This is a genomic window from Gemmatimonadota bacterium (genome assembly GCA_022560615.1).
Lineage (GTDB): Bacteria > Gemmatimonadota > Gemmatimonadetes > Longimicrobiales > Gaopeijiaceae > UBA1138.
Map to the genome: position 1 here is coordinate 1 of JADFSR010000070.1, position 8,877 is coordinate 8,877.

Sequence of the window (8,877 nt, forward strand, 5' to 3'; positions counted from 1 at the left end):
CAGCCAGCGATCCGCGTGGGTGTAGTAGCTGCTCGGGTATCGACCCCGAATGCGGTAGTCGCGGTCAGTGGTCTCCGCCCACGACCCGCTGAGCTCGAGTCGATCCGCGACCTCGTCGAAGTACGGCGTGCCCTTGATGGGGTATGACACCGTTGTGAGGAAGGTGTCGGGGTTCGTCTGTTTCACGTGTTCGACCGTGGCGGCGATGTCTTCGACGGTCTCTCCCTCGTACCCCCACATCAGGAACATGCCGACCTGGATGCCGTGCTCCTGTGCGACGCGGGTTGCCCACCGCACCTCTTCGACCTTCACTCCACGCTCCATCGCGTCTAGGATGCGCTGGCTACCACTCTCGGAGCCGATCCAGATACGCCAGCACCCCATTTCCGCGAGCAGCTCGATGACCTCGTCGGACCGCTTGCCGCGGGTTGCGCTGCCGCGCAGCCGGTCTGCTCGGGAGATCGTCTCGAAGGGAATTCGGATGCCCCGGCGCCGCAGCTCCTCGGCGTACTCGAAGAGCCAGCCGTGGTGGATGGTGAAGACGTCGTCGGCGTACCAGACTTGATCCGGCTTATACCGCTCCAGGATCCACTCGAGCTCGTCGGCGACGTCGACCGGACTGCGCCGGCGGTGGGTGTACCCAAACACTGAGTGAGAGCACCAGCGGCATCGATAGGGGCATCCTCGCGCCGTGATGAGGTTCACGCTGCCGGAGCCGTGGTGCTCCCTCCACACCTGCACGTACCGATCGACGTCGATCTGCTCACGGTCCGGCCAGGGCAGCGCGTCCAGATCCGGCATCTGCATCCGGGGCGGGTTGGTGACGAGCTCGCCGTTCTCGTCCCGGAAGATCGTGCCCGCGATCCCGCGGAGGCCCGCCGTGCCCTCCCGCGCCAGGATGGGAAGTGCTTCCTCCAGAGTAGCCTCACCCTCCCCGACTACCACCACGTGCGCCCCGTGGTCCAGATACTCCGTCGGGTAGTTCGCTGCCTCGGGTCCACCTGCCACGACGGTCCATCCACGCGCCCGGGCTCGTTTCATGACGTCCACCGCGGAGCGGCGTGTCATGAGGTTCGTGTACACGCCGAGCACGCCGTCGGACTGCGACGAGAGCCGGTCGTCGAGCTCTTCGCGCGTGGCGAAGGTCGTGTCGAAGACCTCCACGTCGAAGCCGGCCCGCCGCAGATACGCTGATATGTAAAGGAGCCCGAGGGTCGGGTACGGCTTCATGATCTCCAACTCCTTCGGATCCTCGTACAGGAAGTATCCGTGCGTGAGTAGGAGGTCGGGCGAAGCCATGCGGGCGAGCCTTGCGGGAAAGGGAGAGTCGGGGTGCTCGACTTGGCGAACGGGGATTGTAGAGGCGTCATGGGGGCGCCGCTAGGCGGCCGTGCGCCTTCCGCGAGCGGCCGTCCCGCGGAATTGCTTGACGGCTCAACAAACGGATCTTTAAGCTGCCCGTATCGACCCGAATGACCGGGGCCCCTCCCGGCACGCCGATCCCGGATTTCTCATGCGTCTCCCGCCGATTTTCGCCGCCCTCTTGCGTCTAATGCGCGTCCGGACGCTCCCCACGGTCCCCTGGCTGCCCGTGGGGCTACTCGTGCTGATGCCGACGTCGGCGCTGCTCGCCCAGGTGCCCGAGCGCAACCTGCTCCGCCTGGGTCCCGGCGACCGAGTCCGCGTAGAGGTCGCAGGAGACTCAACGCTTTCGGGGGACTTCGATATCGACTCCGAAGGCAGAGTACTCGTGCCGATCGTGGGTCTCGCTACTGCGGCGGGTCGCCCCTTTGGCGAGGTGGCTCGCGAGATCGTCGACGGCTTCAACCGTGAGCTGGTCGGTCCGCTGGTCCGGGTCATCCCGCTGCTGCGCGTCTCCGTGCTGGGCGAGGTGCAGACCCCCGGGCTCTACTGGGTCGATCCGACCATGACGCTCGCCGAAGTGCTGGCCGCCTCGGGTGGCCTGACGGACTCGGCGCGTCAGGAAGACGTTCGCATCCGACGGGGCGCCGAGTTGATCGTGCTCTCCGCAGACGCGCAGATCCTGCCCAGTCTGCGGTCGGGCGACCGTATCGTCGTCGGCCGCCGCGGCTTCGTCAGCGACAACGGACCGCTGCTCATCGGGGCCGCGGCCTCGGTTCTCGCGGCGGTACTTACGAGCTTGATCCTACGATGAGCGTCGCCTACGGAGGGAACGAGCCACCCCAGGACTTCGTGGCCGAGTGGCTCCGACTGCTCCGGAGGCGCGCTCCCTGGGCCGTCGCGGTATTCAGCGCGATCATGGCGCTCGCGGCAGCGGTGGTTTTCCTTTCCAGGCCGGTGTACAGCGCCGAAGCACGCCTGAGCTTGGGCGAGCCGCCGCCGATGAGCGGCGTATCTCCGAACGCTGGGATCTTCAGCTTCCTGCAGCTTGGCGGGGATCCTTTCTCGAATGATCTCGAGCTGCTCGGGAGTCGAAGCCTCGCCGAAGCGCTCGTGCGCGATGTCGCCCTGCACGTTCGCGTCGACGCCCCTCGTGACTTCCATCGCGACTCGCTGTTCACCGCCCTGAGTGCGGAGGACTCCACCGTCAAGGAGACGTTCTCGGTGACCTGGACGGACGCGACCACCGTCTCGGTGCGGCGCACGTCACCGTCCGACTCCGTGATCGGCTCGTTTCAGACGGGGACGTCCGCGCACTTTGGCGGCGTGCGTGCCACGTTCCGTGCCCGGGAGCCGTGGGGGCCGGAGGAGATCGATATCAGCACGCTTCCGTTCGGGGAGGTCGTGCCGCGGGTGTCCAGTGGGCTGTCGCTCACGCGGACGCGCCGCGAGGCCAACGTGCTCGTCATCTCCTATGCCCATACCGACCCTGGTGTCGCCGTTGCAGTAGTCGAAGGCGCGGTTGCCCATTTTCTCGCCATGCGCGCGGAGCTCATGGAGCGCGAGAGTGCGGAGACGGTCGATTCTCTGCGCAGCGTTGCCCGAGCCACCGAAGTGGAATTGCTGGAGGCCGAGGCCGCGGTCGAGGAGCTGCAGCGCTCCACCGGCATGATCGTTCCCGACGTTCAAAGCGAGGCACTGATCCAACGGTACGAGGAGTCGGTCGGCGCTCTCGAGACGGCGCGTGCCGAGTTCGAGGCGCTCGAAGTTAGACTGGCGCGGGTTCAGCAGGCCACCGACCCCATCGAGGCGTGGACGACGCTCGTGGCGCACCCGCGTTTCCTAGAGAATCAGACGGTGGGCGAGATGCTCGGTCGGCTGACCGAGCTCCAGGCCGAGCTCACCGCGTTGACGGCCATGCGGACTCCTGCGAGCCGGGACGTCCAGACCCTCCAGGCGCAGATCGGCCAGTTGGACGGCGCGCTACGCACCATCGCGACCGAGTTCCTGGGGGCGCTCTCCGGGCAAGTCGCCGACCTCGAGCTTCGAGTGGCCGCGATGGACTCGACGCTGTCCGGGATTCCTGCTCAGGTGCTCGAGCTCGGGCGTCGACAGCGAACGGCGCGCCTCTTGGCTGAGTTGCTCATCATCACCGAGCAGCGGCTCCGCCAGGAGGAGATCCGTCAGGCCCTCACGTTTTCGAACGTGCAAGTCATCGACCCTCCTGCTCTTTGGTACCGCCCGATCTGGCCGAGGAAGAAGCTGGGGCTCGCGGTGGGTTTTCTGCTCGCGACCGGTTGCGCTGTGCTCGCCGTCGTGGTGGTGGAGAAGGCGGATGGGCGCATCCACAGCGAGCGTGACGTTCGCGCTCTGACCGGGGCGCCCATTCTCTTCGGGGCGGTACGGTCCAAGTCGGGCCTCCGCTTGACCGAGCAGGACGCCGCGGCGTTCGGTCACGCGGTCGAGCGAGCCGGGGCGAAGGGCGTGGTCACGGTCGCGTCGGTGTCCGGCGGCACCGATCCCGGAGTCGTCATCGAAGCGCTGACCGGCCTCGGGGTCACGCTCGAGATGCACGATGCCTCATTGGATGCCTTCGGTGCGGCGGTCGGAGCCGCCGCCCGGGGGGGCGTCGTCGTACTGGTCATCCGAGCCGGCCACAGTACCAGGTCCCACACAGCCCGGGCCGCGCGACTCATCGAAGAGGCCGGCGGCCGGGTTGCGGGTACGATCGTGCTGGCGGACTCGGGTGCCCGGCTGGAGTCGTTGTGGGCGTAGCGGATGTAAGGGCCGTACCGAAGCAGGGTGGCTTGGAGGTGATCAGGCGACTCTGGGACCTCGTCGCGGCCTCCGGACTCCTCCTCCTCACTCTGCCGATCCTGATTCCCGCTGCCGTGCTCGTCCTCGTATCGGACGGGCGTCCGGTCTTCTTCGGTCACCGACGGATCGGTCGCGATGGCAAGGCCTTCAGGTGCTGGAAGCTGCGCACGATGGCCGTGGACGCGGAAGATCGACTCCGGGGCAACGTCGAGCTGGACCAGCTCCACCGCGAGAGCGGGTTCAAGCTCCCGGTGGAGCACGATCCGCGCATCACCCCTGTCGGTCGGTGGCTCCGTCGTCGGTACATCGACGAGATCCCGCAGCTCATCAACGTCCTGGGGGGAGACCTGTCCCTCGTCGGGCCGCGCCCCGTGGTAGAGGAGGAGCTCGCACTCTTCGGCGATGGGGTCGCGGAGCTGCTCCAGATTCGTCCCGGCATTTTCGGCGCGTGGAACTCGCTCGGGACTGACCGTCCTGCGTATCCCGAGCGAGCCCAGATCGAGCTCGACTACGTACGCAATCGAGGGATCGCGGCGGACATCAAGATCCTCGTGCGCTCGGTTCGGTCGGTCGTTCAGGGCGAACCGACTCCTTGAACTCCCCGTCGCCGGCCGGAGTGATCGAGAGTCCACCGGTCCAGGACGATGCGCGCACGCGCCGAGCGGTCGGGCGGAACGCGATCGCTCTCCTCTTCGCCTACCTGCTAACTCGCGGCTTCACCTTCGCCTCGGTGGTCGTCGCGGCACGCGTGCTGGGCACGTCGGAGTTCGGGTCGTACGGGACCGCCGCGGCGTACGCGGTCATCCTGAGCATAGTCGCCACTCTGGGCATGATGCCGCTGCTCATCCGCGAGATCGCGCGACAGCCCGAGCGGGCGGCCGGACTGCTGCGCGCTGCGCATATCGTCAAGACCGGCTCCAACATCGTGATGCTGGTCATGCTGATCGCGCTCGCGCGCTGGCTGGGGTACGAGACCGACGTGGCGCGCGCGTCGCTGCTCTTGGGGATCGGGTACGCGCTGGGCTCGTATGCGGAGAACCTCTCGGCGTACTATCAGGCCGTGGAACGCATGCACGTATGGACGCAGGCGAGTGCGATCTTCGGCTTCGTATCCGGCGTGGGTGGCATCGCGGTCGTGCTGGCGACCCAGGACATGGTCCTCTTTTGCATCTTCCCGGCGCTCGGTTGGAGTGCCGCGTGTGTGTGGCTGCTCGCGCGGGCACCCCGGGACGTGCGTCGGGGTGTCCCCGTCCGCCGGGCGGACGTTGTGGCGCTGCTGCGGGCGCTCCTCCCCTTCGCGGCCGCGTTCGTATTGATCGCGGTCTACTACAAGATCGACGTCCTGCTCTTGGCCCGGTGGCAGACCCCCGAGCACGTTGGCGTATATTCAGCGGGCTATAAGTTCGTGGACATCTTTCAGGCGTTGGTCGTCGTCGCGAGCGCTGCCGTCTATCCGCGCCTCTCCCGCATGTCCCAGCCGCAAGCGGGCCAGCCCTCGCCGGCCGGCGCTCGCTCGCTCGAGTTGATCCTCCTGTGCGCGGTGCCGGTCGCGGGCCTTCTGTACTTCCTGGCGGGGCCCTTCATCACAGCGTTGTTCGGTGCGTCCTACTCGGATTCGATCCCGGTCCTGCGTACTTTGGCGCTCGTGCTCCCGTTCCTCGCGGTCACCATCCACGGCGGCTATTTGCTGGCGGCGGCCGCACGCATGACTGCCGTGGCGTGGCTATATCTGGTGGCCCTGGTCGTGAACGTCACCCTGAACGCGCTACTCATTCCGTTTGCTGCGGGCCAGGGCGCGGCGCTGGCGATGGTCGGCTCTGAAGCGCTGCTCGCGGTGGGCTTCCTGGCCGTGCTGCGGGTGCTCGTGAGGACCGGACCACGCGCTCCCGTTTTGTTGGCCGTGCTCACCGTGGGTGGGGTCGGTGCCCTCCTCTCGGTGCTGCCGATCTTCGGTAGTTATGGGGCGGCGGCTCTGTTCCTGGTGGCGGTGCTCTTCGCGTATCCCCTCACGGGGGCGTTCACCGCCCGCGACGCTGCACTGCTGCGTGACGCCCTGTGGCCGCGGGGTGCGGTGGGGGCGGGCGCTTGAAGGTCGTGTACGTCTCCAAGGCTTCGGTGGTCGCCGCACATCGGGACAAGCTGCGTTTGCTGGCCCGTGAGGTCGATCTCGAGGTCGTACTTCCGGAGCGGTGGCACGGACCCCCTGAGGCTCTCGACGCGTCCCACGGCGTCCGCCTCACGACGCTGCCCGTGCTGTTTCCGGGGAGGAACCACTTCCACCTGTACAGGGGGCTCGGCGCTGTCATCGACCGGTTTCGGCCCGACGTCGTGCACATCGACGAAGAGCCGTATTCGGCGGTCACGCTCCAGGGTGGCGTGGCGGCTCGGCGAAGGGGGCTGCCCTTCATCTTTTTTGCGGCCCAGAACGTAGCGAAGCGGTATCCGCCGCCCTTCCAGGGCCTGCGCAAATGGGTGTTCAGAAGGTCTGCTGGTGGGATCGCGGGTACGCAGCAAGCCGCCGATGTAATTCGTGCTCTCGGCTTCACCGGACGCCTCGCGGTGATCCCGCAGATGGGAGTCGACCCGTCTCTCTTCTGCTTCGACGACGCGGCGCGCGCCGAGACGCGAACGAAGCTCGGTCTCGATCAGGAACGGCTGGTGGTCGCCTTTCTCGGGAGGCTCGTGCCTGAGAAGGGCGTCGATCTCCTGCTCGAGGCGTTGCGGCTGTCGCCCGAGCTGCACGCCATCATCACCGGGGCCGGTCCCGAAGCGGAGAGCCTGCGCGCGCAGGCGTCGGATCTCGGCATCGAGGCGCGCGTGCACTTCACGGGTGAGGTCGCGTCGCTGGAGGTGCCGGCGCTGCTCTCTGCCGCCGACGTGCTCTGTCTGCCGTCCCGGAGCACCGCCCGCGGTGCGGAGCAGTTCGGGCGCGTGCTCGTCGAGGCGATGTCGATGGGCATCCCAGTGATCGCCACGGAGTGCGGGGGGATGCCCGCGGTGGTCGGTGACGCGGGCCTGCTGGTCCCCATGAACGCCCCCGAAGCGCTTGCCCGGGCGCTCCGTCGGTTGGCAGAGGATCCGGAGCTACGCGCTGAGCTGGGACGCCGCGGTCGCGCCCGCGCCGAGGCGCTATTCAGCCAGCGGCGCGTAGTGGACGACACGGTGCGCTTCTACGACGATGTCCTCGCGGGTGGTGAGGCATGACTTGGAACGCCGGAGCCTGGACCGGGCGGGCCGACCCGTGGCTGGCGGGGGCCTCGGTCGGGATGCTGGGCTCGGGCCTGTTCCTGGTGATCGCGGCTCTCTTCACCAGCGACATCGTATGGGCGGGCATCGGGGGCGCGATGGCGTCGGTTTCGCTGCTGCTCCTCTTCTCGACGGGATGGGTGAGCGCCCTACCAGTTCTGGCCGTTTCGCTCGCGCTCCCTCCGGCGTATGCGAGCGAGTCGATTCGGTTGGGCCCGGCCCTACTGGTTACCGGGCTCGTGATCGCAGCGTGGATACTCGCGCGAGGTATCGAGCATCGCTCGATCTCGTTCGGTGGGCTACCGCTGTCGTGGCTGGCGCTCTTCCTCATGGCGTTGGCGATGTCGAGCGGATTCGCGACCGACCGCGGCTCCGCGGTGCGCGAAACGGTCACCCTGGTCCTGCTCTTCGCGTTCCTGATCGTGGCGACCGATACGCTGAGTCGGCGTCCTGGGTCGGTCACGACCGTGGCCCGCGTCCTCGGTTGGGTTGCCGCGGCCGCGGGAGGCTTTGCGGTTCTGGAGTCGGTGGGCGTTCTGCCGGGTGAGTTCGCGGTGGCCGGGACGCCCTATTTCCGAGCGACCGGGGGCTTCGCCTGGCCCAACGAGCTGGCGATGTACCTCGCGATCAGCCTCCCGTTCACCGTGATGCTGGTGCGAGAGGCGTCCGGCTCCCTGGGACGGGTCGTCGCAATGCTCGCGCTCGGTCTCGCCATGGCGGGGTTGGTGTCGACGTTCTCACGGGGAAGCTGGCTCGCCACGGTCATTGCTCCAGGCGTGCTCTTGTTCGTGTCGGAACGGGGCTTCGTACTCCGCGTCTGGCTCGTCGCTGCGGCGGTTGTGCTCGTTCTCGACCTCGCGACGGGCGGCGCGGTGAGCGGGCGCATTGCCGAGACGCTCACCGATCCACTGGTTGGGCAGCGCTTCGCGCTCACCCAGGCGGGCGTGCTCATGTTCCTAGCGCACCCTCTGGTGGGTGTTGGACCGGGAGGCTTCGAGGCCGGGCTCGACGAGTTCGGCCTGTTGGTCCCGGGACTGTGGGACTTCGTGGGTTCCGCCCACAACACCTATGTGCACATCGCCGCGGAGACCGGGATCCTGGGCGTGGTGGCGCTCGTGGGGCTTCTGTTCTCCACTCTGTGGACGCTCTTCCGAACCGTGAGGGACTGGCTGGACGCCTCAGGGGAAGAGCAGGGGCGGCTGTTGCGAGTGACGGTCTTCTGGTCCTTCGCCGTCGCGTGCACGATCGCATTCGCCGAGTGGACCTTCGCTCAGGGTATCGGTCAACTCATCATGCTCGTCGCAGCGATGGGCTTCGCGCTCGCGCGGGAGCGGGCCGCATGAGGCTCGGTATCAACGGCCGGTTCCTGTGCGCTCGACCCACGGGCGTCCAGCGCTTCGCGTACGAGGTGACCACCCGGCTATGCGAACGGAATGACACCACGGTTTTGGT

The 8,877-nt window shown here is 67.5% G+C and carries 7 protein-coding genes; 6 read left to right on the plus strand and 1 reads right to left on the minus strand.

Features of this window, described 5'->3' with window-relative positions:
* Positions 1-1,299 (minus strand): B12-binding domain-containing radical SAM protein (locus IIB36_19590; GenBank protein MCH7533946.1); only part of this gene is annotated, 1,299 nt, incomplete at its 3' end.
* Between the two features lie 214 nt (positions 1,300-1,513).
* Between IIB36_19590 and IIB36_19595 the strand changes: the two genes are divergently transcribed.
* The 6 genes from IIB36_19595 to IIB36_19620 are packed head-to-tail and all read left to right on the plus strand — an operon-like array spanning position 1,514 to position 8,768.
* Positions 1,514-2,176 (plus strand): SLBB domain-containing protein, encoded by a 663-nt coding sequence (locus IIB36_19595; protein MCH7533947.1) that lies wholly within the window; start codon positions 1,514-1,516, stop codon positions 2,174-2,176.
* The gene (locus IIB36_19600; protein ID MCH7533948.1) at positions 2,173-4,137 is read left to right on the plus strand and encodes a hypothetical protein; all 1,965 of its coding nucleotides are present in this window, start codon (positions 2,173-2,175) and stop codon (positions 4,135-4,137) included. Before IIB36_19595 ends, IIB36_19600 begins: the two co-directional genes overlap by 4 nt.
* Positions 4,128-4,775, plus strand: a complete 648-nt coding sequence (locus tag IIB36_19605; protein MCH7533949.1) for a sugar transferase — start codon at positions 4,128-4,130, stop codon at positions 4,773-4,775. The genes IIB36_19600 and IIB36_19605 overlap by 10 nt, the downstream gene beginning before the upstream one ends.
* Positions 4,772-6,268: an oligosaccharide flippase family protein gene (locus IIB36_19610; protein MCH7533950.1), complete on the plus strand. Its 1,497-nt coding sequence runs from the start codon at positions 4,772-4,774 to the stop codon at positions 6,266-6,268. Before IIB36_19605 ends, IIB36_19610 begins: the two co-directional genes overlap by 4 nt.
* The gene (locus tag IIB36_19615) at positions 6,265-7,383 is read left to right on the plus strand and encodes a glycosyltransferase (protein MCH7533951.1); all 1,119 of its coding nucleotides are present in this window, start codon (positions 6,265-6,267) and stop codon (positions 7,381-7,383) included. The genes IIB36_19610 and IIB36_19615 overlap by 4 nt, the downstream gene beginning before the upstream one ends.
* Positions 7,380-8,768 carry an O-antigen ligase family protein gene (locus tag IIB36_19620; protein MCH7533952.1) on the plus strand — a complete coding sequence of 463 codons (1,389 nt, stop codon included), beginning with the start codon at positions 7,380-7,382 and terminating at the stop codon, positions 8,766-8,768. The genes IIB36_19615 and IIB36_19620 overlap by 4 nt, the downstream gene beginning before the upstream one ends.
* Positions 8,769-8,877 lie beyond the last annotated feature (109 nt).